The sequence below is a fragment of the Sphingosinicella sp. genome (genome assembly GCF_013911755.1).
Classification (GTDB): Bacteria; Pseudomonadota; Alphaproteobacteria; order Sphingomonadales; family Sphingomonadaceae; genus Sphingosinicella.
The window spans coordinates 204,922-231,317 of record NZ_JACESP010000002.1; the positions used below are offsets into that span (position 1 = coordinate 204,922).

General features: G+C 65.7%; 25 protein-coding genes. 2 read left to right on the forward strand and 23 right to left on the reverse strand.

The window, feature by feature from the left end; all coding sequences use genetic code 11:
- Positions 1-23 precede the first annotated feature (23 nt).
- From H2052_RS02735 to H2052_RS02750, 4 genes are read right to left on the reverse strand one after another with little or no spacing between them, the layout of a single operon-like run.
- Complete coding sequence (locus H2052_RS02735; protein ID WP_293777760.1) at positions 24-1,487, reverse strand: capsule assembly Wzi family protein; 1,464 nt, start codon at positions 1,485-1,487, stop codon at positions 24-26.
- On the reverse strand, positions 1,484-2,194 hold the full coding sequence (locus H2052_RS02740) for an NTP transferase domain-containing protein (RefSeq protein ID WP_293777762.1): 711 nt from the start codon (positions 2,192-2,194) through the stop codon (positions 1,484-1,486). The genes H2052_RS02735 and H2052_RS02740 overlap by 4 nt, the downstream gene beginning before the upstream one ends.
- 12 nt (positions 2,195-2,206) lie before the next feature.
- Positions 2,207-3,313, reverse strand: a complete 1,107-nt coding sequence (locus H2052_RS02745; RefSeq protein ID WP_293777765.1) for an inositol-3-phosphate synthase — start codon at positions 3,311-3,313, stop codon at positions 2,207-2,209.
- A gap of 42 nt (positions 3,314-3,355) precedes the next feature.
- Complete coding sequence (locus tag H2052_RS02750; RefSeq protein ID WP_293777768.1) at positions 3,356-4,714, reverse strand: CDP-alcohol phosphatidyltransferase family protein; 1,359 nt, start codon at positions 4,712-4,714, stop codon at positions 3,356-3,358.
- A gap of 89 nt (positions 4,715-4,803) precedes the next feature.
- On the opposite strand from H2052_RS02750, the gene H2052_RS02755 reads away from it, so the two are divergent.
- On the forward strand, positions 4,804-5,628 hold the full coding sequence (locus H2052_RS02755) for a CDP-alcohol phosphatidyltransferase family protein (protein WP_293777771.1): 825 nt from the start codon (positions 4,804-4,806) through the stop codon (positions 5,626-5,628).
- Here the strand turns inward: H2052_RS02755 and H2052_RS02760 are convergent.
- Positions 5,617-5,925, reverse strand: coding sequence for an Hpt domain-containing protein (locus H2052_RS02760; RefSeq protein WP_293777774.1), 309 nt, complete (start codon positions 5,923-5,925; stop codon positions 5,617-5,619). The genes H2052_RS02755 and H2052_RS02760 overlap by 12 nt on opposite strands.
- Before the next feature lie 133 nt (positions 5,926-6,058).
- Here H2052_RS02760 and H2052_RS02765 point away from each other — a divergent pair, with 133 nt between their 5' ends.
- Entirely contained in the window at positions 6,059-8,410 is a 2,352-nt protein-coding gene (locus H2052_RS02765; RefSeq protein WP_293777777.1) for a hypothetical protein, read from the forward strand.
- Between the two features lie 96 nt (positions 8,411-8,506).
- On the opposite strand, the gene H2052_RS02770 is transcribed toward H2052_RS02765, so the two are convergent.
- From H2052_RS02770 to H2052_RS02855, 18 genes are all read right to left on the reverse strand, one after another.
- Positions 8,507-8,755 carry a DUF1467 family protein gene (locus tag H2052_RS02770; protein ID WP_293777779.1) on the reverse strand — a complete coding sequence of 83 codons (249 nt, stop codon included), beginning with the start codon at positions 8,753-8,755 and terminating at the stop codon, positions 8,507-8,509.
- On the reverse strand, positions 8,755-10,404 hold the full coding sequence (locus tag H2052_RS02775; RefSeq protein ID WP_293777781.1) for a ribonuclease J: 1,650 nt from the start codon (positions 10,402-10,404) through the stop codon (positions 8,755-8,757). Before H2052_RS02775 ends, H2052_RS02770 begins: the two co-directional genes overlap by 1 nt.
- Positions 10,401-11,171 carry a type III pantothenate kinase gene (locus H2052_RS02780; protein ID WP_293777783.1) on the reverse strand — a complete coding sequence of 257 codons (771 nt, stop codon included), beginning with the start codon at positions 11,169-11,171 and terminating at the stop codon, positions 10,401-10,403. Before H2052_RS02780 ends, H2052_RS02775 begins: the two co-directional genes overlap by 4 nt.
- On the reverse strand, positions 11,171-11,881 hold the full coding sequence (locus H2052_RS02785) for a biotin--[acetyl-CoA-carboxylase] ligase (protein ID WP_293777786.1): 711 nt from the start codon (positions 11,879-11,881) through the stop codon (positions 11,171-11,173). The genes H2052_RS02780 and H2052_RS02785 overlap by 1 nt, the downstream gene beginning before the upstream one ends.
- Positions 11,878-13,323, reverse strand: coding sequence for an NADH-quinone oxidoreductase subunit NuoN (gene nuoN / locus H2052_RS02790; RefSeq protein WP_293777789.1), 1,446 nt, complete (start codon positions 13,321-13,323; stop codon positions 11,878-11,880). The genes H2052_RS02785 and nuoN overlap by 4 nt, the downstream gene beginning before the upstream one ends.
- On the reverse strand, positions 13,323-14,867 hold the full coding sequence (locus H2052_RS02795; protein ID WP_293777792.1) for an NADH-quinone oxidoreductase subunit M: 1,545 nt from the start codon (positions 14,865-14,867) through the stop codon (positions 13,323-13,325). Before H2052_RS02795 ends, nuoN begins: the two co-directional genes overlap by 1 nt.
- Positions 14,867-16,915 (reverse strand): NADH-quinone oxidoreductase subunit L, encoded by a 2,049-nt coding sequence (gene nuoL, locus H2052_RS02800; RefSeq protein WP_293777795.1) that lies wholly within the window; start codon positions 16,913-16,915, stop codon positions 14,867-14,869. Before nuoL ends, H2052_RS02795 begins: the two co-directional genes overlap by 1 nt.
- Positions 16,916-16,921: 6 nt before the next feature.
- Entirely contained in the window at positions 16,922-17,227 is a 306-nt protein-coding gene (nuoK, locus tag H2052_RS02805; RefSeq protein ID WP_293777797.1) for an NADH-quinone oxidoreductase subunit NuoK, read from the reverse strand.
- Entirely contained in the window at positions 17,224-17,844 is a 621-nt protein-coding gene (locus H2052_RS02810; RefSeq protein WP_293777799.1) for an NADH-quinone oxidoreductase subunit J, read from the reverse strand. Before H2052_RS02810 ends, nuoK begins: the two co-directional genes overlap by 4 nt.
- 34 nt (positions 17,845-17,878) lie before the next feature.
- Positions 17,879-18,367, reverse strand: a complete 489-nt coding sequence (gene nuoI / locus H2052_RS02815) for an NADH-quinone oxidoreductase subunit NuoI (RefSeq protein ID WP_293777801.1) — start codon at positions 18,365-18,367, stop codon at positions 17,879-17,881.
- A complete protein-coding gene (gene nuoH / locus H2052_RS02820) occupies positions 18,364-19,410 on the reverse strand; it encodes an NADH-quinone oxidoreductase subunit NuoH (protein ID WP_293777804.1) in 1,047 nt (348 codons plus the stop codon). The genes nuoI and nuoH overlap by 4 nt, the downstream gene beginning before the upstream one ends.
- Positions 19,410-21,431: an NADH-quinone oxidoreductase subunit NuoG gene (gene nuoG / locus H2052_RS02825; protein WP_293777807.1), complete on the reverse strand. Its 2,022-nt coding sequence runs from the start codon at positions 21,429-21,431 to the stop codon at positions 19,410-19,412. The genes nuoH and nuoG overlap by 1 nt, the downstream gene beginning before the upstream one ends.
- 218 nt (positions 21,432-21,649) lie before the next feature.
- On the reverse strand, positions 21,650-22,957 hold the full coding sequence (nuoF, locus tag H2052_RS02830) for an NADH-quinone oxidoreductase subunit NuoF (RefSeq protein ID WP_293777810.1): 1,308 nt from the start codon (positions 22,955-22,957) through the stop codon (positions 21,650-21,652).
- A complete protein-coding gene (gene nuoE / locus H2052_RS02835) occupies positions 22,954-23,586 on the reverse strand; it encodes an NADH-quinone oxidoreductase subunit NuoE (RefSeq protein ID WP_293777813.1) in 633 nt (210 codons plus the stop codon). Before nuoE ends, nuoF begins: the two co-directional genes overlap by 4 nt.
- Positions 23,583-24,782, reverse strand: a complete 1,200-nt coding sequence (locus tag H2052_RS02840; RefSeq protein WP_293777816.1) for an NADH-quinone oxidoreductase subunit D — start codon at positions 24,780-24,782, stop codon at positions 23,583-23,585. Before H2052_RS02840 ends, nuoE begins: the two co-directional genes overlap by 4 nt.
- On the reverse strand, positions 24,782-25,411 hold the full coding sequence (locus tag H2052_RS02845; protein WP_293777819.1) for an NADH-quinone oxidoreductase subunit C: 630 nt from the start codon (positions 25,409-25,411) through the stop codon (positions 24,782-24,784). The genes H2052_RS02840 and H2052_RS02845 overlap by 1 nt, the downstream gene beginning before the upstream one ends.
- Complete coding sequence (locus H2052_RS02850; protein WP_293777822.1) at positions 25,408-25,953, reverse strand: NADH-quinone oxidoreductase subunit B; 546 nt, start codon at positions 25,951-25,953, stop codon at positions 25,408-25,410. Before H2052_RS02850 ends, H2052_RS02845 begins: the two co-directional genes overlap by 4 nt.
- Complete coding sequence (locus tag H2052_RS02855) at positions 25,944-26,321, reverse strand: NADH-quinone oxidoreductase subunit A (protein ID WP_293777824.1); 378 nt, start codon at positions 26,319-26,321, stop codon at positions 25,944-25,946. Before H2052_RS02855 ends, H2052_RS02850 begins: the two co-directional genes overlap by 10 nt.
- Positions 26,322-26,396: the final 75 nt, after the last annotated feature.

Below are 26,396 nucleotides of genomic sequence, written 5' to 3' on the forward strand. Positions count from 1 at the left end.
ACCTAAAATTGGATTAACCTTGGCTAGAAACGCGTACGCCAACCGATCTCAATCGCGGTTTTCGCATCGCTGGTGCCGGGCGTGTTCGGCGCGTCGGTATCGTAGCGGGCCTCGAGGCTGATATCGCCGAACGCGGTGGGGAGTTCGGTACCGACTTCGAAGGCGTTGTACGTCTCGCGATTGAGCGAGAGGTTGTTGTTCCGAAGGTTGCTCGTCTTGTTGATGTCGACGCGGCGATAGGTGCCGTAAAAACGCCGATTCTTCGCGTCGGTGACGGAAAGACCCGCGGTCCAGAGTTCGCTGTCGCCATCGAGGCTGTGGCCGAGCGCGCGGTCGCGGTAGGTGAAGCCATCGAAGTATATGAAATTGTTATACATGCTGCCCGGATAGGTCTTACCGCCGCCGAGCTTTACCGCAAGCGTGTCGGACCATTCGCCAAGCAGCGTCCAGCTTGCGCCCTGATCGCCGATGGGGCCGGACAGCGTGAACCCGGCCATGCGGGAGAACTGCTCGATGAGGAGGTTGTCCTCGTCCTCCGCTTCCCACTCGGTATACGCCTGCACGGCGACATTGCCGATCATGCGCGTGTAGCTGATGTCGAAGCCGGCGATCTGATTGCCGGGCTCGTTCAAGGTGCCCGTGTTGTCGGCGTCGCCGATGCCGACGACGGCGTCGAAGATGGTGCCGAGCCCGCACGGACGGCCGCTGCCGCAGAGTTGAAGCCCGCGATTGAGGCCGATTTCGAGGCCGGGGACGGGTTCGAACGACAGACGCATTCCGGCGATCGCCGGGTTGTTGTAGTCCGCGCGCGTTTCGGTCGCGATGCCCGCGAAAATATCGAGCCGCCACGGGCCGAACCAGCGGAGCACCGGGAAGTCGATCGGCTCGGGCACCAGCCGCTTGATGCCGACGCGCGGGATCGGGCGGGCGTTGGTGGAGAAGAGCAGCGCGCTGTCGTGGCCCGGGCCCCACCATGTGTCGACATAGCCGCCGTAAAGCGCCCAGTTGCCGATGGGGAGTGCGAGCGTCGCGGGTTCGAAATGGAAGTCGCGGCCCTGCTGGCCTTCGCGCCAGCCGACGCCGTAAGAGATGTAGAGCTTGCCGAGTTCGTGCTCGGCGCGGACCGTGACGTCGCCGTCCTCGCGCGCCGTATCGCCGAAATCACGGACGACCGAAGGCCGGTTCGTGGCGCGGGCGCGGACCTCGTAGCGGCTCTTCTGCCCGTCACGCTCGGAAAGGATCGTAAGGCGGCGCACGGCGGCGCCCAAGTGCGACGGCAACGTCTGGCCCTTGGCGCGCTCAAGTCCTTCGGCGACCTGCGCCCACGGCAGCGGCCATGCGTTGACGGGGCCGCGGATCAGCCCAGCCGCCTTCAGAAGCTCGACATCGCTGCGGACCTGACGGTCGCCCGCTTCGAGCCACGGCCCGGCGGCGGCGGGCATGGCCGACAGCAGGACGGCGGCGGCCGCTATACCCAGAGACTTCATGCAGCACACTCCCCTTCCGCGCCGAGCCAGCGCTCCGCAATATCCAGCGCCCGTGCATCATCGACATCGAGCCAAGCGCAATCCCCGGTTTCGACCGCACGCGCAAGCCCGGACGCGGCGAGCGCGGCAACGCCCTGCGACAGGCTGGGTGCAGGAAGGCCGGCGAGCGCGTCAAACAGCGGTCTGCCGACGGAGAACACGCCGGTGTCGTAGCCGTTGAACGGTTCGAGATGCTTGCCGATGGCGACGATGGCATCGCCTTCGGTGCGGACGCGCGTGACGTCATCCTCGTCGATCCACGCGTGGCCGATCCGGCGATCGACGCCGAGCAGCAGTGCGCCGTCGTCGGCGGGCGCCTCCGCCACGGCGCGGTAGAGCGCGGGGTCGACGAGATGGTCGGCCATCACCAGCAACGCGCGCGCGGTGATGAAGGGCGCAGCCGCCAGCGCGGACACGCCGTTCGGCAGCGCGGGATCGGCGACGGTGACCGTTCGAACGGCAAGCGGCAGATTCCACTCGGCAAGGGCCGCTGCGACCTCTTCCGCGCGGTGCCCGAGCACGACCGTGACGTCATCGACGCCCGCTTCGGCAAGGCGCAAAGCCGTGTGCAGCAGCAGCGGACGCCCCGCGACGACCGCAAGCGGCTTCGACGGGGCGTGACTGCGCAGCCGGCTGCCGAAACCGGCGGCAAGCACGATGGCCTGCATGGGCCGCTGTTCCTAGTGCAGCTTGCCGCCGCCGGCGATGAACGCCTCCAGCGCGGCGAAGGCGATGTCGTCGGTCGTCTGGCGCGGGGGGTGCTTGCAGAAATAGCTGGCAGCCGCATCGATCGGCCCGGCGAGGCCGCGATCGAGCGCGAGCTTCGCACAGCGGATCATGTCGATGGCGACGCCCGCCGAATTGGGGCTGTCTTCCACCGACAGGCGCAGCTCGAGGTTCATCGGAACGCCGCCGAAGAGCTGACCTTCCATGCGCAAGAAACAGACCTTGTTGTCGTTCTGCCACGCCACATAGTCCGACGGGCCGACGTGGATGTTCTCGTCATCCATGCGGCGCGCGGCGACCGACTGTACCGCTTCGGTCTTCGACTCCTTCTTGGAGGCGAGCCGCGTGCGGTTCAGCATGTTCAGGAAGTCCGTGTTGCCGCCAGTGTTGAGCTGGTAGGTCCGGTCGAGCTTCACGCCGCGCTTGGCGAACAGATCGGTGAGCACGCGGTGGACGATCGTGGCGCCGAGCTGCGCCTTGATGTCGTCGCCGATGATGGGAAGACCCGCATCCGCGAAGCGCTTCGCCCAGACGGGATCGCTGGCGATGAACACCGGGATGTTGTTGACGAAGGCGACGCCGGCTTCGAGCGCGCATTCGGCATAGAACTCGGTGGCCTTCTGGCTGCCGACGGGGAGATAGTTCATCAGAACGTCGGCGCGGGTTTCGCGCAGCACGCGCACGACCTCGTCCTTGTCCGCCTCCGCCTCGTCCGCCACGAGGAAGGTGCGATCATCGGGATAGTCCGCCATGTGCTCGCCGACGCCGTCGAGGAGACGGCCCATGCGGACGCGCGCGCCGGTTTCGGGAACATGATCGCAGAACACGGCGGTGCAGTTCGGCTTCGCGAAGATCGCTTCGGCAATATCCATCCCGACCTTGCGGCGGTCGATATCCCAACCGGCAACGAAACGAATGTCCTTCGGACGATAACCGCCGAGATCCCAGTGCAGCAGGCCGATCTGTTCGTTCGCGCCGCCGTTCTGATAATGGGCGACCCCCTGAACCAGCGAACTTGCGCAGTTGCCGATACCAACGACCGCTACTCTAACTTCATGCATGGGAAAGATCCTGAGACGCGTCTACTGCGCGGTTGAACACGATCACTTAGCGTTGCCAGCAGAATCGGGCAAGAATGTGTAGGCCGTCTTTGCAAAGTTCGCGGCGATTTGATCGCTGTTTTCGCTGCCATACTCCTGAAGCCGGACAAAGAAGCGCGCCTGCATGACGAAAAAGGTGATCGCGCTGTACGCTGCGATCATCGCAAAGCCCGCATACCAGGCGCCAAACGCCGCGAACGGCAAAAGGCTCCAGAAGAACGTATTGCGGCGCCCGGCGACGAGACGGAACCGCCGTTCGAACGCGCCGGCGTCGTCGATCTGCTTGCCCGTGAAGCGCCGGAAGAACTCGCCCTGCACGGCTTCCGCGAGCGCGAAGCCCACGCAGATCGCGGCGAGCGGCCATGCGCCGCCATGCCCGATCGAATTGAAATAATAAGCGAGTGCCGCGAACCAGCCGTACTCGACGACCTTGTCCGCGACATGTTCGAGGTCGCCCCATTTCGAGAACTCGACGCGCGTGCGCGCAAGCTTGCCGTCCACGCCGTCGAGCGGCCCGATGATGAGCGCGAGGATGAGGCCGATCCACAAATGGCCGAGCGCGAACGCCGCCATCGCCGCGAGGCCAAGCAGGAACACGCCCACCGAAATCATGTTGGGCGTAAGCGGGGTCGGGAGCAGCAGGCGCGTGAGCAGGTTTTCGATCGGCGGGTGAATGAAGCGCGCGGGCCAATCGAGGATGCCCTTCTGCGCGGCGGCGAGTGCGTCGTTGGTCGCTGCATCGGCGGACGCGGCATCGACGGCGCGGCGCCATTGCAGCGGCACCTCGCGCCGCCGCGACGGACAATAAGCGGGGATACGCCCGACCTCTACTGGCGTATGCGGCCCCTCCCCCAGCGCCGAGCGCACCAGCGTCGCCTGCATGTCCCAGTCGCCGAGGCGGCCCGCGACGCTGCGAACGAGGCGCCCCGGAAAGCGCGCGAGCCCCGCGAAGAAGCGGTCCGACGCGATTCGCTCCGCGGCGATCGGTCGTTCGTCCGCCTCCATCCAGACGCCGAGCACGACATCTCCGGTCGCCCACGCGACGGCAGCGATCGCACGCTCATCGGCGACGAGGCCTTCATCGAGTGAGAGCACACTGTCTTCCTCGCGGATCGCGGCACGAACGCCGTCGCCGCCGTGAACGACCTCGACCCCCGGCGTCGCACGCCGTGCGCGGTCGAGCGCGGCAGCGAGGCGCGGCGTCACGCGCTCCACCATGACGACGACGCGCTCCGCACCCGCGCGGCGGCACTGGCGGATCTGACGATCCACCGAGGCGATTCCCGTGATGCCGAGCGCGGCCAGCGGTTCGTCCGCTCCGGCGCTGAAATGATGGGCATAGAGCAGCGCCACAAGCGCCATCGACGTCTCCGGGTCTGAATGGATGGCGGACCATAAGGGCAAGCAAGTGGACTTGCCAACACTCCCCGGAGCAGCGCACATCGCACACGATGCATTCCACAATCGACACGGCAGACGGCGGGCGCCCGCGCGGCATAGAGGAACCGCTGAACATCGCGGTCATTCACCCGGTGTCGCGGGCACTGCTGCCGATTGCGGTGAAGCTTCATATTCCGCCCAACGCCATTTCGATCGCCGGAATCGGCTTCGGCATCGTCGCCGCGTGGGCTTACTTCCAGTATGAGAAGCCGGTGATGGCGCTCGCCGGATTCGCGGCGATGCTTGCCTGGCACGTCTTCGACGGCCTCGACGGCATGACGGCGCGCGCGACGGGACGCAGCAGCGATTTCGGGCGGTTCCTGGATGGCTTCTGCGACTACAGCGTGTTCATCCTCGTCTATCTGAGCCTGGCGTTCAGCGCCGCCGAACATGTGGGAATCGCGGTCAGCCTGTCGCTCGCGGTCGCTGCGGGCGCCGCGCATGTCGTGCAGGCGGCGTGGTACGAGCTTCAACGCGAAGTGTTCATCCGGCGCAGCGCGGGCCAGCCGGGCATTGCGCCGCGCGAGGCCGTGGGCGGCTTCCTCGAAGTCGGCTACAACGCGCTTCAGGCGAAGCTGATGCCGGGGGCGCATGCGCTCGATGCCGCGCTCGGCGCCGATCCGGCGCTGCGCGCGCGCTATATCGAAAGGCTTCGACCTGTGCTCGCGGGCGCCACGATCCTGGGCGCGAGCGGACGCACGTCCGCGATTTTCGTCGCGTGCCTGGCCGGAAGCCCGCTCTGGTACTGGCTTTGGGAAATCCTCGGCCTCAGCCTCGCAGCGGTTCTGATCGAACGCGTGCGCCGGCAACGTGAAGCCACGTTTCTAGAATCTTGAGAAACGCAGGATTTCGGAGTCGAGACGCGCAAGGAGTGCGCTGTCGCCAGGGGCCGACAGCTCGGCAAGCAGCGCGATCGCGCCGATGGCCTCCGCGCCGATAGACTGCGCCGCGCCTTTCAGGCGGTGCGCGGCGGCTTTCCAGCCCGCCCGATCCTTCGCGGCGCGCAGGTCGGCGGCGTAGGCGGGCAAATTTTCGCGGAATTCCGACATCAGATCGTCGAACAACGCCGTATCCCCGCCCGTGATTTCGAGCAGGCGGTGCGGCAGGAAAGCGGGGGCGGATTCGGGGTTCATGCGCCCATGTTCGACGACGAGTGTTAACAAACTGTCGACAAATGCCGATTGCCGGGCTGTCCTGTCCGCACGGGCGATGATAGACAGGTGCGCAAGGGGTTTTCACACACAGGTTTCGCGGGGGTCGTGCACCATGAGTCCAGTCGGTCGGCGGTCGTTTCCGGAAAAGCTTCCGCCGGACTACGCATGGCAGCAGAACGCCGTGCCCGACGCCGCGCCGGATACGTCAGCGCCGATGAAGCGCCTGCGCCAGATGGATGACGAGGCCATAGATGAGGCCGTGCCGACATTTTCGAGCCGCGTGCTGCTGTTCGCCTCGCTGGCCTCGCTCGCCTGGCTGGCGCTTGCCGCCGCCGTCGTCTGGCTGATCGCCGGTTCGGCGGGTGTTGGCGCGCTGACGCTGACCGAATGGGCGGGCGTCGCTGGCGGTGTCGCGGCGCCGCTTTCGGCGATCTGGCTGATCGCGCTCGTCGCCGCGCGCGTCTGGCCGGGGCAACAGCGCGAAATGCTCGCGCGAATCGAAGCCGCCGAAGAACGCTTCGCGCTGACGGCGCGCGAAACGCGCACGCAGCTTGAAAGCATCGATTCGGTGCTGGCGGCCGTGACCCTGCGCGTCGAAGGTCTGCGCAAGGTGTTCGCCGACGAGGTTGAAGGCTTCGTCAGCGCCACCGACGCCGCCGTTCACCGCACGCGCACGCTTGCGGGGACGCTCGCCGAAGACCGTGCCGCGATCGACGCCAGTTCTGCAGCGCTCGCGGAGAGCAGCGACAAGGCGCGCGCCAGCTTCGATTCGCTTGCCAGCGCGCTGCCCGAAGCCGAAGCGCAGGTGAACCGCATCGCGGGGCTGCTCGCGACGAGCGCCACCGATGCACGCACGCAGCTTCAGGAAACCGAAGACCTGCTCGCCGCGGTGTGGGCACGGAGCGAGGAAGCGGGCGCGCAGGCCAAGGCCGCGACCGCAAGCCTCACCAGCGTGATTTCCGCCATCGCCACCTCCGCCGGCGAGGCGGAAGGCCGGCTCGGCAGCTATGCCGCCACACTTGAAGCGAGCGGCGATGCCGCGCTCGCCAAAACCGGCGAGGCGCTGGAAGCGACGCGCGCCGGGGTCGAAGCACAGACCGCGGCGCTCGCTGCAGCGATCTCGCGGACCTCGCTCGATCTTGAAGACATCGGCGGCCGTGCGATCGAAACCATCGCAAACCGGATCACGGGCATCGCCGAGCACGTTTCCGAACTGAGCCGCCGCATCGCCGAGCAGGACGCAGGCAGCCGCGGTTTCCTCGACACGGTCGAGCGCGGTTTCAGCGTGCTCGACGCCAAGCTCGGCAATGCCGCGAATTCGAGCGAGAGCGTGCTTGCCAGCCTCTCGGCGCGGATCGGGCAGGTGCGCGGTGAGATCGATTCGCTCTCCACGCCGCTCGGCGCCACGCGCGGCGCGGCGAAAGAGATCGGCGATTCGCTCGCCGCCGTGCGCGAAGCGACAGAACAGGCGCTCGCCTCTTTGTCTGATGGCGTTCCCGCCAGCGCCGAAAAGGGTCTCGGTGCGATCGACGCTCTGCGCGGTTCGGTGGCGAACCTCTCGCAGGATGTCGACCGGGTGGCGGAACGCGCCGCCGCCATCAACATGCCGATCGCCGCGGGACGCAAGGCGATCGACGAACTGCTCGATGGGCTGGAAGACCAGCGCGAAAGCCTCGAAGCCGTGGTGGCCAAGGTGCGCGGCGAGATCGAGACCGCGCAGGGCATCCTGTCGGGCGTCGAACGCTCGGCGGAAAGCACCGCGCTCAGCGCGACGACGCAGTTGATCGACGCGCTCGGGCGCGTGCGTGAGGTCGCGGCGCAGACGGCCGGAACGGTGAAAACGGCGCTCGAAGCGGTCGTCGAGGAGGCGCGCGAGGCGCTGACCAAGGCATCGCGCGAGGCTGTGCGCCAGAGCGCGATCGAGCCGGTGGAAACGCAGATCAAAGCGCTGGAAGCGGCGGGCCAGCGCAGCGCCGACGCCGCGCAGGCCGCCGCCGAGCGACTGTCGCGCCAGCTCGTCTCCGTCGCCGAGACGGCGGCCGCGATCGAAACGCGCGTGAACGAGGCGGACTCGCACCTCGACGCGGCGCTTCGGAAGGACATCGGCCGCCAGTCCGAACTGCTCGTCGAAGCGCTCAACAGCGCCTCGATCGATATCGCCAAGGGGCTTTCGGCGGAGGTCACCGAGACGGCGTGGAAGCAGTATCTGGCGGGCGAACGCGGTGTTTTCTCACGCCGCGCCGTGCAGCTCCTCACGAACCGCGACGCCAAGGAAGTCACGCGCCGCTACAGCGAAGACGCCGAGTTCCGCGATGGCGTGCGCCGCTATATCCACGATTTCGAGGCGATGCTCCGTCGCTTCAACGCGGACCGCGACGGCAACGCGCTTTCGATGACGCTGCTGTCGTCCGACCTTGGCAAACTCTACGTGGCGCTGGCGCAGGCGACGGAGCGGCTGCGCTGAGCTTCATCGTATCGGGCGGCGCAGTTGTGCGTCCCCCGACTTCGCTCGGAATGATGGACGTAAAGTAAAACGCTGTTCGCGCACGCGGCGCCCAGCTTAGTTCGGCATGAAGTCGAGGTAGCCCGCTTCACCCAGCCACCAGACGCCGGCCATCAGGACGGCCGAAATGAGCGTCGTCCAGAGCAGCTTCTTGGCGAGCATCGGGTGCGCGGGCGCGCTGTCGGCCTGACCCCTTACCTTGTTCTCGCCGGCTTCGTCGGCCGTGCGGACACCGAACGGGAGAACCGCGAACAGCGTGACCGTCCAGATCAGAAGATAGATCGCGAGTATCGACCCCCAGCCCATCAGCCCTTCACCCTTGTGATCGTTACCTCGGTGATCGGCTTCTTGCCCGTCCAGTCCCGCGCCGTACGGCGTACGGCGACGCGGATCGCCTCGGCAAGCGCCTCTTCGGTCTTGCCACGCGTCTTCGCGACGGCTTCGCTGGCAGCGGAGACGCAGTCGTCGAGAAATTCGTCGCGGTCGTCTTCCACCGGCACGCCGTGCGACTGCACCTGCGGCGGCGCGAGCAGGCGGCCCTTGCCGTCGAGTACCACGAACACCGCGATGAGACCGTTGTGCATCATGCGGCGGCGCGCGAGCATCGTCGCGCCGTCGGCGGGCAGGATCACGTCGCCGTCGAGGACGAGACGCCCGACGGGCTCGTGACTGATGATCTGCGGTTTGCCGGGCGCAAGGCGGATGGCGCTGCCGTTCACGGGCACGACCGCTTCCGGCACACCGACGCGGCGGGCAAGGCGCGCGTGCTCTTCCATATGGCGGCGCTCACCGTGGACGGGGATGGAGATTTGCGGCCGAATCCAGCCGTACATCGCCTCCAGCTCCGGGATACCCGGATGCCCGGAAACGTGGACATGCGCCTGCCGGTCCGTGATGATCTCGATGCCCTTCGCGGCGAGCGCGTTCTGTACGCGGCCGATTGAAATCTCGTTGCCGGGAATCTGCTTCGACGAATAGACGACGAGGTCGCCGCGTTCGAGCTTGATATAGGGATGGTCGCCGTCCGCGATGCGCGAGAGTGCGGCGCGCGCCTCGCCCTGGGCGCCCGTCGAGACGATGAGCAGCTTGTCGCGCGGCACCTTCATCGCCTCTTCCTGCGAAATCGTGCGCGGAAAATCGGTGAGGTAGCCAACGCTCTTCGAGACTTCGAGGATGCGGTCGAGCGAGCGGCCGACGACGCAGATCTGGCGGCCGGTGTCCTTCGCAACCTCGCCGAGCGTGTGGAGCCGCGCGGCATTCGACGCGAAGGTGGTGACCAGCACCCTGCCCTTGTGCCCCGCGATCACCTTGTCGAGGCCTTCGCGGACGCCGGTTTCGCTGCCCGACGCTTCGGGATTGAAGACGTTGGTGGAATCGCCGACGAGCGCGAGGATGCCCTCGTCGCCGAGCGCGGTGAGTTCTTCCGCCGTGGACGGCACGCCGAGCACGGGCGCTTCATCGAGCTTCCAGTCACCGGTGTGGAATATCTTGCCGTAGGGCGTTTCGATGAGGAGCGCGTTGCCCTCGGGGATGGAATGCGCGAGCGGCACATAGCGGCACTTGAACGGGCCAAGGTTGACCTCGCCTTCGAGCGGCACGACGTTCAGCTCGACATCGCGCTCGATGCCCTCTTCGATCAGCTTCTTGCGGATGAGGCCCGCGGTGAACGGCGTCGCGAACAGCGGCACGTCGAAATCACCGACGAGATAGGGGATCGCGCCGATGTGATCCTCGTGGCCGTGGGTGAGCACGATGCCGAGCAGATCCTTCTGCCGGTCCTCGATGAACGACAGGTCCGGGAGCACCAGTTCGATGCCCGGCAGATTCGGATCGGCGAAGGTCATGCCCAGATCGACCATGATCCACTTGCCGTTGCAGCCGTAGAGATTGACGTTCATGCCGATCTCGCCCGAGCCGCCGAGCGGCAGGAAGATCAGTTCTTTTCCAGGCTTCAACGCCTGTTCCTTTCATCGATAATCGTAAGGCCGCGCACCGTGAGATCGACGTCCACGACATCGATCACGCTGGTGTAGGGCTCGAACAGGACGGCAAGGCCGCCCGTTGCCAGAACTTTCATCGGCCCCGCGGCCTCCGCCTTCAGGCGGGCGACCAACCCCTCGATCATCGCGAGATAACCGAAGAAGATGCCCGACTGCATGGCGGACACCGTGTCGTAGCCTTTCGCCTTGCCGCCCTTCGGCGGCGCAACGGCAACACGCGGCAATTGCGCGGCGGCGACGTAAAGCGCCTCCGCCGACAGGTTGATGCCGGGCGCGATGATGCCGCCCGTATAGGCATTGCCGACGAAGATGTCGAATGTCGTCGCGGTGCCGAAATCGATGATGATGAAATCACCTTCGTGACGATCGCCCACGGCGACGCAGTTCACGAGGCGGTCCATGCCCACCTGCTCGGGGTGCGCGACCTCGATGCCGACGCCGAGATCGAGATCCTTGGTCACGACCAGCGGATCAATGCCGAAGCCGCGCCGCGCCATGCGTTCGAGATTGAAGAGCGTGGTCGGGACAACGGTGGAGATCACCACGCGGTGGACCTTGTGGCGGTCGACGCCGTCAATCTCCATGAGCTGGGTGAGCCAGACCATGTATTCGTCGGACGTGCGCGACGCCTGCGTGGATATGCGCCACCGGTGGACGATCTCGCCGTCGTCCACCACCGCGAACATCGTATTGGTATTGCCGACATCAATCGCGAGCAGCATCAGGCCTGATCTCCCAATGTGAACACTTCGCCCGCGTGGATGGGGCGTAACGTCCCGTCCGGCAAGCGCAGAAGCAGCGCGCCGTCCTCCGCCAGACCTTCAAACGTCCCGGTGATGTCGGCGTTCCCGAGTCGGGCGACGATGGGCTTGCCGATGCCGGCGGCAGCACTGAGCCAGTCGGCGCGCGTGGCGGCGAATCCATCCTCGCGCCAGCGGCGGCGGTGCGCGGCGAAGGCTTCGGCGAGCGTTTGGCATGCCTCCCGCGCGGAGGGTGGCACGATGCCTGCTGCGGCGAGGCTCGTCGCTGGGCGGTCGGTGCCCTCGGGGAAGTGCGCGAGGTTGACGCCGATGCCGATGATGACGCCCTGCGCGTGGCCTTCGAGCAGGATGCCCGCGACCTTCACGCCGTCCAGCAGCAGGTCGTTCGGCCATTTGAGCGATAGGCGTCCGCGTGGCACCCAGCGGGCGACGGTATCGAGCAGCGCGTTCGCCGCGACGAACGAGAGCTGCTGCGCGGCCCCTTCCCCCGGCTGCGGCGCGGCGAAGGTGCTGGTGAAGACATTGCCGATGTCGGACGTCCACGCCCGCGCGCGGCGGCCGCGCCCTGCCGTCTGCCGGTCGGCGCGGACCCAGAGCCCGTCTTCCGGGTTATCGGCGATCCAGTCGTTCGTGCTGCCGGTTTCGGCAAGATCGATGATGCGGAAACTCATCCGGTGACGATAATGCGCGCCGCCGCCGTCGCCCACGCCACGAGCGGCGCGATGGCGAGCATCCCGAGCGGCGAGCAGAACACCGCCGCCGCCGTCAGCACGACACCGTTCACGCGGCTGTCGCCCGGCGCGAGCGTGCCCACCGGCTCGTCGAAGTACGCGAGCTTGACGACGCGCAGGTAGTAATAGGCGCCGACCACCGACGTAACGACGCCGATCACTGCGAGCACATACATCTCGGACGCAATGGCGGCATTGAAGACGCTGAACTTCGGCCAGAAGCCGAGCATTGGCGGGATGCCGGCAAGGCTGAACATGAACACGGCAAGCGCGGCGGCAAGGCCGGGACGCGTTTTCGAAAGGCCCGCGAGGCGCGCCATGTCGTCAACAGGCGTGCCGTCCGGGTCGCGGAGCGCGAGGACGACGAGGAACGAGCCGATCGTCATCGCGGCATAGATGCCCATGTAGAAGAGCACGCCCGCGATACCGGCTTCCGTGCCTGCCGCGAGGCCGATGAGCGCGAAGCCGACGTTGTTGATCGACGAGTAAGCGAGCAGGCGCTTGATGCTGGTCTGTCCGATGGCGCCGACGGCGCCGAGGATCATCGAGGCGACCGCGGCGAAGGCGATGATCTGGCGCCATTCGTCGGCAAGCCCGCCGAAACCTTCGATCGCGACACGCACGAGGAGACCCATCGCGGCCACCTTCGGAGCGGAGGCGAAGAAGGCGGCGACCGGCGTCGGCGCGCCCTCGTAAACGTCGGGCGTCCACATGTGGAACGGCACGGCGCTGATCTTGAACGCGAGCCCCGAGAAGATGAAGACGAGCCCAAAGACGATGCCGATCGAGGCCTCGCCTTCAAGCTGCGTGCCGAGCGCCACGAAGTTCGTGCTGCCGACGAAGCCGTAGATGAGGCTGATGCCGTACAGCAGGATGCCGCTCGCCAGCGCGCCGAGCACGAAATACTTGAGGCCGGCTTCGGAGGACTTCGCTTCGCTGCGGTGGAACGCGGCGAGCACGTAGGCGGCGAGGCTTTGCAGCTCGAGGCCGACGTAGAGCGACAGCAGGTCGTTCGCCGAAACCATCATGCCCATGCCGAGCGCGCCGAGCATGAGCAGCACGGGGTACTCGAACTTGTCCGAATGCGCGCGGCGCAGATACGGAATCGCGATCACGGTGCAGACGGCGGCCGCGCCGTAAACCACGACTTTCAGGTAATCCGAAAACAGGTCCGCGACGTAGAGACCGTCGAAGGCGAACGCGCGCGGGGAATCGTCCATCATGAATACACCGGCGACGGCATAGATGACGACGGCGAGCCACGAGATCAGGCCGAGGCTGCGGTCGCCGCGGAACGTCCCGACCATCAGCAGCAACATGGCACCGAGCGCGAGGACGATTTCCGGTGCGGCGATGCCGAGCGATTGCGCGAGCGGCTGCATCAGTGGGTCTCCGCCGAGGTTTGGGGTTTGGCCGCGGCCTGCTTCACGACCGCAACGGTCTGCTGGTGCGGCGCGGTCGGCTCAAGCCGGGCGACGATCGCCGCCACGGGCGCGCGCACGGGATCGATGAACACGTTCGGCGCGACACCCATCCAAAGCACGAACACCGCGATCGGCGCGAGGCAGAGGATTTCGCGGAACGAGAGGTCCGGCATTGCGCGCACTTCGTCCTTCGTTGCCTCGCCGAACATTACCTTGCGGTAGAGATAGAGCATGTAAGCCGCGCCAAGGATGATACCCGTGCAGATCACGGCGGTCGCGAAGGTGGACGTGCGGAACGCGCCCATCATCACGAGGAACTCGCCGATGAAACCGCTGGTGCCCGGAAGGCCGACCGACGCCATCGTGAACAGCATGAACAGGATCGCATAGCGCGGCATGATCGTGGCGACCCCGCCGTAGGCATCGATGTCGCGCGTGTGCAGCCGGTCGTAGACGACGCCGACGCACAGGAAGAGCGCGCCCGAGACGAGGCCGTGGCTGAGCATCACGACGATCGACCCTTCGATCGCCTGCTGGTTGAAGCCGAAAAGGCCGACGGTGACGAACGCCATGTGCGCGACCGACGAGTAAGCGATCAGCTTCTTCATGTCGGACTGCGCAAGCGCGATAAGCGACGTGACGACGACCGCGATCATCGACAGCGCGAAGACGATCCACATCAGCTCCGCCGAGGCCGCCGGGAACATCGGCAGCGAGAAGCGGATGAAGCCGTAGCCGCCCATCTTCAGGAGCACGCCCGCCAGGATCACCGAGCCCGCTGTCGGCGCCTGCACGTGCGCGTCGGGCAGCCAGGTGTGCACCGGCCACATCGGCATCTTCACGGCGAAGCTCGCGAAGAAGGCCAGCCACAGCCATGTCTGCACATGCGGATCGAAGTCGTAGGTGAGCAGCTGCGGGATCGAGGTCGTGCCCGCGACGCTCGCCATATAGAGCATGGCGAGCAGCATCAGCACCGAGCCGAGCAGCGTGTAGAGGAAGAACTTGTAGCTCGCGTAGATGCGGTCCTTGCCGCCCCAGATGCCGATGATGAGATACATCGGGATCAGGCCGCCTTCGAAGAAGACGTAGAACAGGAACAGGTCGGTCGCCGCGAAGACGCCGATCATCAGCGCTTCCATGAGCAGGAACGCCGCCATGTATTCCGGCACGCGCTTTTCGATCGAGGTCCACGACGCGAGGATGCAGATCGGCATCAGGAACACGCTGAGCGCGATGAGCACGAGGCTGATGCCGTCGATGCCGAGCGACCACGAGAAGTACGGCTCGAACAGCGGCAGGCTTTCGGCATACTGGAAGCTCGCCGAGCCCACATCGAAGCGCGCCCACAGGATGATGCCGAGCACGAGTTCGGCGAGCGTGACGCCGAGCGCCGCCCAGCGCGCCGTATTCGCCCGCGCGTTTTCGTCGCCGGGGACGAACAGCAGCAGCGTCGCCGCCGCGAGCGGCAGCAGGATCATCAGGGAAAGGATCGGAAAGCCCATTATTCGCCGCCCAGCATCTTCGGGAGGAACCACGCTGCCGCGGCGGCGAGGCCGATCAGCATCACGAACGCGTAAGTGTAGAGGTAGCCGGTCTGCAGCCGCCGCGCGACGCCTGCGCCGCCCATCACCAGACCAGCAAGGCCGTTCGGGCCGAAGCGGTCGATGGTGCCCTCGTCACCCTTCTTCCACAGGAAGCGGCCAAGCCACTTCGCCGGGCGCACGAAGATCACATCGTACAGCTCGTCGAAGTACCACTTGTTGAAGAGGAACGCGTGGAGCCCGCGGAACATCGCGACGAAGCGCGCGGGCGCGCCCGGATCGCGGATGTAGTTGTTCCACGCGATGAACAGGCCGAGCAGCATGACGGCGGCGGGCGACAGCTTCACCCACAGCGGCACTTCATGCGAAGCGTGCGCGAGGTGCGCGTCGAACGCCAAAGCGCCCTTCCAGAACGCGACGCCGCCCTCCGCGTCAATGAACGCGTGGTGGAAGAGGAAGCCCGCAAACACTGCGCCGAGCGACAGGACGCCGAGCGGGATGAGCATGCTCGCCGGGCTTTCGTGCGGATGATAGCCGAGCGTGCCGTCATCGTGGGCATGGGCATGGGCCGGAGCATGATGATCGTCATGCGCATGGTCATGCCCGTGATCGCCGTGCGCCGCGTGTTGGATATGCTCGCTCTGCGACCAGCGCGGCTTGCCGAAGAAGGTGAGGAACACGAGGCGCCACGAATAGAAGCTGGTGAGCAGCGCCGCGAAGACACCGACGCCGTAGGCGACGTAGCCCGGCTGCGTGCCCGCCGCGAAGGCGCTCTCGATGATCGCATCCTTCGAATAGAAGCCTGCGAAACCGAAGACGCCGATGATGCCGACGCCGGTGATGGCGAGCGTGCCGATCGTCATCGCCCAGAAGGTGAGCGGGATGTGCTTACGAAGGCCGCCGTAGTAGCGCATGTCCTGCTCGTGGTGCATCGCGTGGATCACGCTGCCTGCACCGAGGAACAGCAGCGCCTTGAAGAAGGCGTGCGTGAACAGGTGGAACATCGCCGCGCCGTACGCGCCCACGCCTGCGGCGAAGAACATGTAGCCGAGCTGCGAGCAGGTCGAATAGGCGATGACGCGCTTGATATCGTGCTGCGTGGTGCCGACGGTGGCCGCGAACAGCGCCGTCGCCGCGCCCACATAGGTGACGACGCTGAGCGCGATTTCGCTCGTTTCGAAAAGCGGCGACAGGCGGCAGACCATGAACACGCCCGCCGTCACCATCGTGGCGGCGTGGATGAGCGCGGAAACCGGCGTCGGGCCTTCCATCGCATCCGGCAGCCAGGTGTGGAGGCCGAGCTGCGCCGACTTGCCCATCGCGCCGATGAACAGCAGCAGGCAAAGCGCGGTCAGCGTATCGACCTGCGCGCCGAGGAATTCGAAGCTGCTGCCCGCGAAGTTCGGCGCGGCTTCGAGAATGGTCGCGATGTCCGTTGTGCCGAACACCATGAACACCCCAAAGATGCCGAGCGAGAAGCCGAAATCGCCGACGCGGTTGACGACGAACGCCTTGATCGCCGCGGCGTTCGCGGACGGCTTCTGATACCAGAAGCCGATGAGCAGGTACGACGCGAGGCCGACGCCTTCCCAGCCGAAGAACATCTGCACGAGATTGTCCGCCGTCACCAGCATCAGCATGGCGAAGGTGAACAGCGACAGATACGCGAAGAAGCGCGGCTGATCGGGATCCTCCGCCATGTACCCCCACGAATAGAGGTGCACGAGCGCGGAAACCGTCGTCACCACGACGAGCATCACGGCGGTGAGCGTGTCGAGCCGGAGCGACCAGTCGACGACGAGGCCGCCCGAGCGGAACCATTCCATGACCGGCTGGCCCTCGACGGGCACGCCGGAGAGCACGGGAATGAAGATCGCCCACGACAGCGCGCAGGCCAGGAACAGCCCGCCCGTGGTGATCGCCTTGGCGAGCGTGTTGCCGAGCATGCGGTTGCCGAGACCGGCAATGATCGCCGTGAGCAGCGGCAGGAATACGATGGTATGAAGCACGCCCGCTCAGCCCTTCATCATGTTGATGTCGTCGACCGCGATGGTGCCGCGGTTGCGGAAGTAGATCACCAGAATGGCAAGGCCGATGGCCGCCTCGCCCGCCGCGACGGTGAGCACGAACATCGCGAACACCTGGCCCACGAGATCGCCGAGGAATGCCGAGAACGCCACGAGGTTGATGTTCACGGCAAGCAGGATCAGCTCGATCGACATCAGGATGATGATGACGTTCTTCCGATTGAGAAAGATGCCGAGCACGCCGAGGACGAAGAGGATCGCCGCGACGGTGAGATAGTGGGTGATGCCGATCATTTGAGTTTCACCCCCTCGCCCACGGGCACGCTGACAACATCGACCGCCTCTTCGGGCCGCACGGCGTTCTGGCGCGCAATGCTCTGCTTCCTGACGCCCGTGCGCTGGCGGTGCGTGAGCACGATCGCGCCGATCATCGCGGTGAGCAGAACCATGCCTGCCGCCTGGAAGATGTAGACGTATTTCGTGTAGATGAGCGCGCCGAGCGCCTCTGTGTTGGTGACGTCACCCGCTGCCGAAAGCGGCGCCGCGGCAACCCCCTGCGCGCCCGCGCCGAGCGTCCAGGCCGTGCCGGCGATCACGAGTTCGGCAAGCAGCACGCCCGCGAGCATCAGCCCGAACGGCATGTAGCGCGAGAAGCCCACGCGCAGCTCGGAAAAGTCGATGTCGAGCATCATGACGACGAACAGGAACAGCACCGCGACGGCGCCGACGTAGACGATCACGAGGATCATCGCGATGAACTCGGCGCCGAGCAGCAGGAACAGGCCGGCGGCGTTGAAGAACGCCAGGATCAGCCAGAGCACGCTGTGCACCGGGTTGCGGGCGAAAATCACCGCCGTTGCCGACAGGACGATAATGCCTGCGAGCATGTAGAAGATGATAGCCTCGATCACGGTTTCGACTTGCCCCTCTTTTGCCTGCGGCGGGTTATCGCCACTGCGCGTCCGCCGCAAGGTTGGCGGCGATCGCCGCTTCCCACTGCTCGCCGTTCGCGAGCAGCTTCGCCTTGTCGTAGATCAGCTCTTCGCGCGTTTCGGTTGCGAACTCGAAGTTCGGCCCTTCGACGATGGCGTCCACCGGGCAGGCTTCCTGACAGAAGCCGCAGTAGATGCACTTGGTCATGTCGATGTCGTAGCGCGTGGTGCGGCGCGAGCCGTCCTCGCGGGGCTCGGCCTCGATCGTGATCGCGAGCGCCGGGCACACCGCCTCGCACAGCTTGCACGCGATGCAACGCTCCTCGCCGTTCGGATAGCGGCGCAGCGCGTGCTCGCCCCGGAAACGCGGACTGATCGGCCCCTTTTCAAAGGGGTAGTTCAGCGTCGCCTTCGGCTTGAACATGTACTTGAGCGTAAGCGCCATGCCCTGGACGAACTCCAGCAGCAGCATCGATTTGGCGGCGCGGAATATGGCGGTCATGACGCAAACCTGTCTGTGAAGAACATCAGCCACCCGGACACCAGGAACACCCAGAAGAGCGACAGCGGCAGGAATACCTTCCATCCCAAGCGCATCAGCTGGTCGTAGCGATACCGTGGCACGGTCGCCTTTACCCAGGCGAAGAGGAAGAACACGAACGCCATCTTCGCAAGGAACCAGATGAAGCCCGGGATCACGTAGAGCGGCGCCCAGTCCACCGGGGGCAGCCAGCCGCCGAGGAAGAGGACCGAGGTCATCGCGCACATCAGCAGGATGTTCGCGTACTCGCCGAGCCAGAACAGCGCGAAGCTCATCGACGAATATTCGACCTGATAACCCGCGACGAGTTCGGCTTCCGCTTCAGGAAGGTCGAACGGCGGGCGGTTCGTTTCGGCGAGCGCCGAGATGAAGAACACGACGCCCATCGGGAAGAGCAGCGGATTGAAGATATTGCCGTTCAGAAACAGGATGTTGCTCTGCTGGCTCATCACGATGTCGCTGAGATTGAATGACGAGGCGTAGAGCACGACGTTGATGATGACGAGGCCGAGCGAGACTTCGTAGGACACCATCTGCGCCGCCGAACGGAGGCCGCCGAGGAACGGGTATTTCGAGTTCGACGCCCAGCCCGACATGATGATGCCGTAGACGCCCAGCGACGAGACCGCGAACAGATAGAGGATGCCGACGTTGATGTCGGCAAGCACCGCGCCCGCATCGAACGGGATCACCGCCCAGCCGATCAGCGCGAGCGTAAAGGTGATCATAGGCGCAAGCAGGAACACGCCCTTGTTGGCGCCCGACGGGATGATGGTTTCCTTGAGGAACACCTTCGCGCCGTCGGCAAAGCTCTGCAACAGACCCCACGGGCCGACCACGTTCGGGCCGCGCCGCAGCTGCATCGCCGCCCAGATCTTGCGGTCCGCATAGACCGCGAAAGCGACCGCAACCATCACCGGCAGCGCGATGAGCAGGATGAGGATGAGCGTGGCGACCAGATAGCCGAGGTTCGGCCCGATCAGATCCTGAAAGAACGCCGTCATTATTCCGCCGCCTCCAGAACCGGCTGGCCATGCAGCAGCGTCGCCGAGCAGGCCTGCATCACCTCGGACGCGCGCGCGATGGCGTTCGTCAGGTAGAAATCGTGGATGAAACGGCCGATCGGTGCGGCGTCGAACTCACCGCCGGTGCCGAAGTCGATCTCGCCGGAGGCCGGCGCAATGCCTTCCTCGGCGAGGTGCGGCCATTCGGCGGCGATGCGCGCGCGGAGCGCCGCGAAGCTGTCGTAGGGCAGCTTATTGCCAAGCACTTCGGAAAGCGCCCGGAGGATCGCCCAGTCTTCACGGGCGTCGCCCGGCGCGAACACGGCGCGGTAGGCGTGCTGAACGCGACCTTCCATGTTGACGTAGGTGCCGTCTTTCTCGGCGAAGCTCGCCGAGGGCAGGATGACATCGGCGCCGCGTGCGCCGAGATCGCCGTGGTGGCCGATATAGACCTTGAAGACACCCTCAAGATCGGTGCCGATCTCGTCCGCGCCGTGGACGATGAGCGCTTTCAGACCGCCGCCGAGCACTTCGGCGATGCCGCCTTCGTGCGTGAAGCCGATGTCGAGACCGCCGACCCGCGAGGCGGCGGTGTGGAGAACGTTGAAACCCTCTGCGTTCATCTTCGCGGCCTTGGCGATCTTGCCGAGCGCGGCGAGGATCGCAGGCGCGTCGCCGCGCGTGAGCGCTGCCGCGCCGACGATGATCGCGGGCTTCGTCGCGCTCTTCAGCGCGTCAGCCGCCACCTTCGGCAGCTTGCCGAGGACGGACGCGCCGTCGCCGAGCTGCGTGACCGGATAGGTGAGATCGACCTCCGGGCCGACGTTGAAGACCTTGGCGCCCTTCTTGACGACCGCCTTGCGCAGGCGCGTGTTGACGAGCGGCGCATCCCAGCGCGGATTCGCGCCGACGAGGAGCACGACGTCAGCATCCTCGATCCCGGCGATACCGGTGTTGAAGCGGTAAGCCCCCGCGCCGCCGACGGGCAGCGCCATGCCGTCCGTCCGGCATTCGAAGCGGTCCGAACCGAGCGACTTCATCAGGTCCTTGAGTGCGACCATCGATTCGACGTCGAGCAGTTCGCCCGCGACCGCGCCGATCTGGTTGCCGCCGAGGTCGGAGAGGCCGGTTTTCACGGCGTTGAAGGCTTCCGCCCACGTCGCCGGCTCCAGCTTGCCGCCGCGGCGCACATAGGGCTGATCGAGGCGGCGCTTGCAAAGGCCGAGCGGCGCGTAGCGCGTCTTGTCGGACGCCCACTCCTCGTTCACGTCGTCGTTGACGCGCGGCAGCACGCGCAGCACGGCGGGGCCGCGCGCATCGATGCGGATGTTGGTGCCCACCGCGTCCATCACGCAGATGCCGCTCGTCTTCGTCAGCTCCCACGGCCGCGCCTCGAACGCATAGGGTTTCGAGGTGAGTGCGCCGACGGGGCAGAGATCGATGACGTTGCCCGAAAGCTCCGACTTCACCGCCTGTTCGAGGTAGGAGGTGATCTGCATGTTCTCGCCGCGGTAGAGCGCGCCGAGCTCGTCGGTGCCCGCCACTTCCTCGGCGAAACGCACGCAACGCGTGCAGTGGATGCAGCGCGTCATGGCCGTCTTGATGATCGGCCCCATGTACTTCTCGGTGACGGCGCGCTTGTTCTCCGTGTAGCGCGTACGCCCGCGGCCGTAGGCTACCGACTGGTCCTGCAGGTCGCACTCGCCGCCCTGATCGCAGATCGGGCAATCGAGCGGGTGGTTGATGAGCAGGAACTCCATCACCCCTTCGCGCGCCTTCTTCACCAGGGCGCTGTCGGTGCGGATTTCCTGCCCTTCGGCGGCGGGAAGCGCGCACGAGGCCTGTGGCTTCGGCGGCCCCGGCTTCACCTCGACGAGGCACATGCGGCAGTTGCCCGCGATCGAAAGCCGCTCGTGATAGCAGAAGCGCGGGATTTCCTTGCCCGCAGCCTCGCACGCCTGAAGCACGGTGGCTCCGGCGGGGACTTCGACCTCGATGCCGTCGACGGTTAGTTTAGGCATCAGCCATCACCCCAAAGGAAGTCATAAGCGATAAAGCAGAGCACCGCCGCCACAGGGAGTGCCAAAAACGCGAGCCAACACCCCAAGTGGAGGCGCTTGCTGAGGCGCTTGCGCGCCACTTCATCGGCACCTTCGAAAACAAAGCGACCCACAAGCTCAGCGCAAGCATGGAAGACCACCTCCAAGACCGGGCCTGCTGGCATAGATCCCCCATCGCCCTACTCCGCCGCCACGGCGAGGGCTGCGCCCCGGCGTTCGTTGATGCGGCGCTCAAGTTCCGGGCGGAAGTGGCGGATGAGGCCCTGGATCGGCCAGGCCGCCGCGTCGCCGAGCGCGCAGATGGTGTGGCCCTCAACCTCGGTCGTGACGTCGAGCAGCGTATCGATTTCCGAAAGATCGGCGTCGCCGGTACGAAGCCGCTCCATCACGCGCCACATCCAGCCGGTGCCTTCGCGGCAGGGCGTACATTGCCCGCAGCTTTCGTGCTTGTAGAAATACGAGATGCGGCTGATCGCGCGGACGATGTCGGTGGACTTGTCCATGACGATCACCGCCGCCGTGCCGAGGCCGGACTTGAGTTCACGGAGCCCGTCGAAGTCCATCGGCGCGTCCATGATCTGTTCGGCGGGCACGAGCGGCACGGACGAGCCGCCGGGGATGACCGCGAGCAGATTGTCCCAGCCGCCGCGAATGCCGCCGCCGTGCTTCTCGATCAGCTCGCGGAAGCTGATGCCCATCGTTTCTTCAACGACGCACGGCGTGTTCACGTGGCCGGAGATCTGGAAAAGCTTGGTGCCGAGGTTGTTCGGGCGGCCGAAGCCGGCGAACCATTCGGCGCCGCGCCGCAGGATCGTCGGGACGACCGCGATGCTCTCGACGTTGTTCACTGTCGTCGGGCAGCCGTAGAGACCTGCGCCCGCCGGGAACGGCGGTTTCAGGCGCGGCTGGCCCTTCTTGCCTTCGAGGCTTTCGAGGAGCGCGGTTTCCTCGCCGCAGATGTACGCGCCCGCGCCGCGATGGACGTAGACGTCGAAATCATAGCCCGAACCGCAGGCGTTCTTGCCGATGAGGCCCTTGTCGTAGGCCTGCTCGACCGCTGCGAACAGCGTCTCCGCCTCGCGGATGAACTCGCCGCGAATGTAAATGTACGCCGCCTTCGCGCGCATCGCGAAACCGGCGATCAGCGCACCTTCGATCAGCTTGTGCGGATCGTGGCGGATGATCTCGCGGTCCTTGCACGAGCCGGGCTCGGACTCGTCGGCGTTGATGACGAGGTAGGACGGGCGATCCTCGCGCGGTTCCTTCGGCATGAAGGACCATTTGAGCCCCGTGGGGAAGCCCGCGCCGCCGCGCCCGCGAAGGCCCGACGCCTTCACCTGCTCGATGATCCAGTCCTGCCCCTTGGCGAGGAAGTCCTTGGTGCCGTCCCAATCGCCGCGCTTCAGCGCGCCTTTGACGCCCCAATCCTGGAACCCGTAGAGGTTCGTGAAGATGCGGTCCTTGTCCTCAAGCGGCGCAATGGTCATGCCATGAACTCCTTGAGAACACGGGGTCCGCCCACGGGCGCGCTGTTCTGGCGATCGACCTGCGGGCCGGGCTTCGGCGTCTTGCCGGCGGCAAGCTCGTCGAGGATGCGCGTCATGCTCGCGTAGTCGAGGTCTTCGTAATTGTCGTCGTTGATCTGCACCATCGGCGCGTTCGCGCACGTGCCCATGCACTCGACCTCGGTGAGCGTGAAGAGGCCGTCCGCCGTGGTGTGGCCCTTGGCGAGCCCCTTGTCCTTGCACGCCTTCATCACGTCGTCGGACCCGCGCAGCATACAGGGCGTCGTTCCGCAGACCTGTACGTGATGACGGCCAACCGGCGCCAGATTGTACATCGTGTAGAAGGTCGCCACCTCGAGCACGCGGATGTACGGCATCCCGAGCATCCCCGCGATGAACTCGATCACCGGGATCGGCAGCCAGCCCTGCGTCTTCGTCTGCGCGCCGACCTGGCGCTGCGCGAGATCGAGGAGCGGCATCACGGCGGATTGCCTACGCGCCTCCGGATAGCGCGCAAGGATCACCTTCACGCGCTTGGCGTTCTCGGGCGTCCAATCGAAGCCATCGAACGCGTGATGCTGTTCGGGCGTAGCTGAAGCGGCGTGACTCACCGGTCGACCTCACCGAAAACGATATCGAGACTGCCGAGCACGGCGGGCGCGTCGGCGAGCATGTGACCCTTGCAGAGGAAATCCATCGCCTGCAGGTGCGAGAAGCCCGTTGGGCGGATCTTGCAGCGGTACGGCTTGTTGGTGCCGTCCGAGACGAGATAGATGCCGAACTCGCCCTTGGGGCTTTCGGTCGCGACGTAGACCTCGCCCTCCGGCACGTGGAAGCCTTCGGTGTAGAGCTTGAAGTGGTGGATGAGCGCCTCCATCGAGCGCTTCATCTCGCCGCGCTTGGGCGGGACCACCTTGCGGTCGAGGCTGGCGATCGGGCCTTCCGGCATCTCGCGCAGGCACTGCTTGATGATGCGCAGCGACTGCTTCATCTCCTCGATGCGGACCATGAAGCGGTCGTAGCAGTCGCCGTTCTTGCCGACCGGCACGTCGAATTCCATGCGGTCGTAGACCTCGTAAGGCTGCGACTTGCGGAGATCCCACGGCAGGCCGGAGCCGCGAATGCAAGGGCCGGAGAAGCCCCACGCCACCGCATCCTGCTCGCTGATGACGCCGATATCGACGTTGCGCTGCTTGAAGATGCGGTTGTCGCAGATCAGCGCCTCGAAGTCGGCGAGCGCCTTCGGGAAGGCGTCGGCCCAGTCGGCGATGTCCGCGATCAGCTTCGGCGGCAGGTCCTGATGGACGCCGCCGGGGCGGAAATAGGCCGCGTGGAAGCGCGCGCCCGAAGCCCGCTCGTAGAAGCCGAGCAGCTCCTCGCGTTCCTCGAACAGCCACAGGATCGGCGTCAGCGCGCCGACGTCCATCGCGTGCGCGGTGGTGTTGAGGATGTGGTTGGCGATGCGCGTCAGCTCCGCGAACAGCACGCGGATATACTGGGCGCGCAGCGGCACCTCGATATCGAGCAGCTTTTCGATGGCGAGCACGTAGCTGTGCTCCATGGACATCGGCGACACGTAGTCGAGCCGGTCCATGTAGGGCAGCGCCTGCAGGTAGGTCTTGTACTCGATCAGCTTCTCGGTGCCGCGATGCAGCAGGCCGATGTGCGGATCGCAGCGCTCGATGATCTCGCCGTCCAGCTCCATGACGAGGCGCAGCACGCCGTGCGCCGCCGGGTGCTGCGGGCCGAAGTTGATCGTGTAGTTCTGGATTTCGACGTCGGGCGTCGTGGTTGCGACTTCGGACATCAGACAGGCTTTCCTTCCGCCTTCTCATCGCCCGGCAGCACGTATTCGGCGCCTTCCCAAGGGCTCATGAAGTCGAAGCTGCGGAAATCCTGCGCAAGCTTCACGGGCTCGTAAACGACGCGCTTGTGCTCTTCGGAATAGCGCAGCTCGACATAGCCGGTGAGCGGGAAGTCCTTGCGGAACGGATGTCCGGTGAAGCCATAGTCGGTGAGGATGCGGCGATGATCCGGGTTGCCGTCGAAGCGGACGCCGTACATGTCCCACACTTCGCGCTCCAGCCAGCCCGCGACCGGCCAGAGATCGACGACCGACGGCACCGCGTTCTTCTCGTCTGTGAGCGTCTTGACGCGGATGCGGCGATTCTTCGTCAGCGACAGCAGGCAGTAGTTGACCTCGAAACGCTCGGGGCGCTCCGGGTAATCAACGCCCGCGATCTCCATGAGCTGCTGGTATTCAAGACCGGGCGTGTCGCGCAGCGTCTCCAGCGCCTTGTAGAGATCGCGGCGGTGAACAGTCAGCGTCACCTCGAAGGCGTGCTCGGTCGCGGCGATGACGAGATCACCGAGCGCGGCGCGTGCGGCTTCGACGACGCCTTCATCGGAAGAGGTCCGGGGCGCAGGGCTTCTCATCGTTCGAACGTCCCCACGCGGCGGATCTTCCGCTGCAGCTGAAGGATGCCGTAAAGCAGCGCTTCCGCGGTCGGCGGGCAGCCCGGCACGTAAATGTCGACGGGCACGATGCGGTCGCAGCCGCGCACCACGGAATAGCTGTAGTGGTAGTAGCCGCCGCCGTTGGCGCAGCTGCCCATCGAGATGACGTAGCGCGGTTCAGACATCTGGTCGTAAACGCGGCGCAGCGCCGGGGCCATCTTGTTGCAGAGCGTGCCCGCGACGATCATCACGTCCGACTGGCGCGGGGATGCGCGCGGCGCGGCGCCGAAACGCTCGAGATCATAGCGCGGCATACTCGAATGCATCATCTCGACCGCGCAGCACGCAAGGCCGAAGGTCATCCACCACAAGGAGCCCGTACGCGCCCAGTGGAAAAGCTCCTCGGTCGAGGTGACGAGGAAACCCTTGTTGGAAACCTCGCTGTTGATGTCGTCGACGAAGCCCTGGTCCGGCATGATGATGCTGGAGCCGGCGGGCGCCATTTGGGTGTCTACTCCCATTCCAGCGCGCCCTTCTTCCATTCGTAGATGAATCCGATCGTGAGGATGCCGAGGAACACCATCATCGACGCCCAGCCGAACACGCCCGTCGCGCCGAGACTGACCGCCCACGGGAACAGGAACGCGACTTCGAGGTCGAAGATGATGAACAGGATCGACACCAGATAGAAGCGCACGTCGAACTGGCGGCGCGCGTCTTCGAATGCGGGGAAGCCGCACTCATACTCGGCGAGCTTGTTGGGGTCCGGCTTGTTGGTTCCGATGAGGTTCGAAACCAGCACCGGCAAGCCGACGAAGACGCCCGAAAGCACCACCGCGACACCCAGAAACAAGAGGATCGGCAGATACTCCGCCGCGACCGATTGCATACGCGATTCCCTGATGTTCGCGGCGCTTTTAGGCGCGTGTCAGCGGGCTTGCAAGGCTGTAAGCCTGCCTTTCGA

Bases quoted from the DNA above. Each gene is read 5' to 3' on its own strand.
- H2052_RS02845 (WP_293777819.1), bottom strand. From the start codon at position 25,411: ATGAGAAGCCCTGCGCCCCGGACCTCTTCCGATGAAGGCGTCGTCGAA.
- H2052_RS02765 (WP_293777777.1), top strand. From the start codon at position 6,059: ATGAGTCCAGTCGGTCGGCGGTCGTTTCCGGAAAAGCTTCCGCCGGAC.
- H2052_RS02750 (WP_293777768.1), bottom strand. From the start codon at position 4,714: ATGGCGCTTGTGGCGCTGCTCTATGCCCATCATTTCAGCGCCGGAGCG.
- H2052_RS02850 (WP_293777822.1), bottom strand. From the start codon at position 25,953: ATGGGAGTAGACACCCAAATGGCGCCCGCCGGCTCCAGCATCATCATG.
- H2052_RS02780 (WP_293777783.1), bottom strand. From the start codon at position 11,171: ATGCTGCTCGCGATTGATGTCGGCAATACCAATACGATGTTCGCGGTG.
- H2052_RS02735 (WP_293777760.1), bottom strand. From the start codon at position 1,487: ATGAAGTCTCTGGGTATAGCGGCCGCCGCCGTCCTGCTGTCGGCCATG.
- nuoI (WP_293777801.1), bottom strand. From the start codon at position 18,367: ATGACCGCCATATTCCGCGCCGCCAAATCGATGCTGCTGCTGGAGTTC.
- H2052_RS02745 (WP_293777765.1), bottom strand. From the start codon at position 3,313: ATGCATGAAGTTAGAGTAGCGGTCGTTGGTATCGGCAACTGCGCAAGT.
- H2052_RS02760 (WP_293777774.1), bottom strand. From the start codon at position 5,925: ATGAACCCCGAATCCGCCCCCGCTTTCCTGCCGCACCGCCTGCTCGAA.
- nuoK (WP_293777797.1), bottom strand. From the start codon at position 17,227: ATGATCGGCATCACCCACTATCTCACCGTCGCGGCGATCCTCTTCGTC.
- H2052_RS02740 (WP_293777762.1), bottom strand. From the start codon at position 2,194: ATGCAGGCCATCGTGCTTGCCGCCGGTTTCGGCAGCCGGCTGCGCAGT.
- nuoN (WP_293777789.1), bottom strand. From the start codon at position 13,323: ATGCAGCCGCTCGCGCAATCGCTCGGCATCGCCGCACCGGAAATCGTC.
- nuoG (WP_293777807.1), bottom strand. From the start codon at position 21,431: ATGCCTAAACTAACCGTCGACGGCATCGAGGTCGAAGTCCCCGCCGGA.
- H2052_RS02785 (WP_293777786.1), bottom strand. From the start codon at position 11,881: ATGAGTTTCCGCATCATCGATCTTGCCGAAACCGGCAGCACGAACGAC.
- H2052_RS02770 (WP_293777779.1), bottom strand. From the start codon at position 8,755: ATGGGCTGGGGGTCGATACTCGCGATCTATCTTCTGATCTGGACGGTC.
- nuoH (WP_293777804.1), bottom strand. From the start codon at position 19,410: ATGACGGCGTTCTTTCAGGATCTGATCGGGCCGAACCTCGGCTATCTG.
- H2052_RS02855 (WP_293777824.1), bottom strand. From the start codon at position 26,321: ATGCAATCGGTCGCGGCGGAGTATCTGCCGATCCTCTTGTTTCTGGGT.
- H2052_RS02755 (WP_293777771.1), top strand. From the start codon at position 4,804: ATGCATTCCACAATCGACACGGCAGACGGCGGGCGCCCGCGCGGCATA.
- H2052_RS02795 (WP_293777792.1), bottom strand. From the start codon at position 14,867: ATGGGCTTTCCGATCCTTTCCCTGATGATCCTGCTGCCGCTCGCGGCG.
- nuoF (WP_293777810.1), bottom strand. From the start codon at position 22,957: ATGACCATTGCGCCGCTTGAGGACAAGGACCGCATCTTCACGAACCTC.
- H2052_RS02840 (WP_293777816.1), bottom strand. From the start codon at position 24,782: ATGTCCGAAGTCGCAACCACGACGCCCGACGTCGAAATCCAGAACTAC.